At 31.4% G+C, this 925-nt stretch carries 1 protein-coding gene; it reads right to left on the bottom strand.

Annotated elements, in window-relative coordinates; genetic code table 11:
• Positions 1-9: 9 nt before the first annotated feature.
• Positions 10-925: methyl-accepting chemotaxis protein (locus H2280_RS08350; protein WP_337216251.1), on the bottom strand; the 916-nt coding region annotated here is incomplete at its 5' end.

Raw genomic sequence — 925 nt, 5'->3', positions numbered from 1 at the left:
AAAGATCTCTTAAAATCTTTTCTTCTTAACATCTTCTAATATATTATTAGCTATATCACTAACTGTATTAGAAATGATAGCTGATTCATTAGCAATTTCTACATTGTCTTTAGTAGTTTGATCAATAGCAGCTACACTTTCATTGATTTGAGTAATACCTGCAGTTTGTTCTTTAATAGATTCTGCCATATCATTAATAGATTGAACTAATAAATTTGTATTAGCTTCTATTTCACTCAATGATTTTTGAGTTCTTTCTGCTAGTTTTCTAACTTCATCAGCCACAACAGCAAATCCTCGTCCGTGTTCTCCTGCACGTGCCGCTTCTATAGCAGCATTTAATGCTAAAAGATTGATTTGATCTGCAATATCTCCAATAATACCTGTAACGTTTTTAATCTCTTCTGATTGAGTGATAACATCACTAGTCTTTACAGAAACATTTTGCATAGAAGAAGTAATCTCTTCTAAAGCAGCAGCTGTTTCTTCTAAAGAAGCTGCTTGAGAATTAGAAGAGCTAGTTAGGTTTTGAACAGCGTTTTGTAATTTAGAACTCTCACTTGCTAAGTGATTAGCAAATTCAGAACTTTGTTTTAACATCTTAATGATTTCTTCACCTAAAGCATTAGTGGTTACTTCAACACTACCTTTAGCATTGTCTAATTTGTTTCTAAAATCTAAGCTCTTATATTCCTCAAAGATTTTATGAATAGCATTCATATCAGATCCTACTTTTTCTTGTAAGACATCTAAGAGTTTATTTAAAACATTTTTGAGTTCTATTAATTGTGGATTTCTAGGAGTTGCAGTGATTCTTGCAGTTAAATCTCCTTTTTCTACTACTTGAACAGTAGAAACAGATTCTTTTACAGCTTGGTTATCTTGTTCTAAACCTTGTTTAGTCATAAGGATGTTTTCATTGATG

It is taken from the genome of Campylobacter sp. 2457A, from assembly GCF_020135895.1.
GTDB classification, from domain to species: Bacteria; Campylobacterota; Campylobacteria; order Campylobacterales; family Campylobacteraceae; genus Campylobacter_D; species Campylobacter_D taeniopygiae.
Note: the sequence above shows the minus strand (reverse complement) of the source record. Positions and strands in the feature narration are given on the sequence as shown.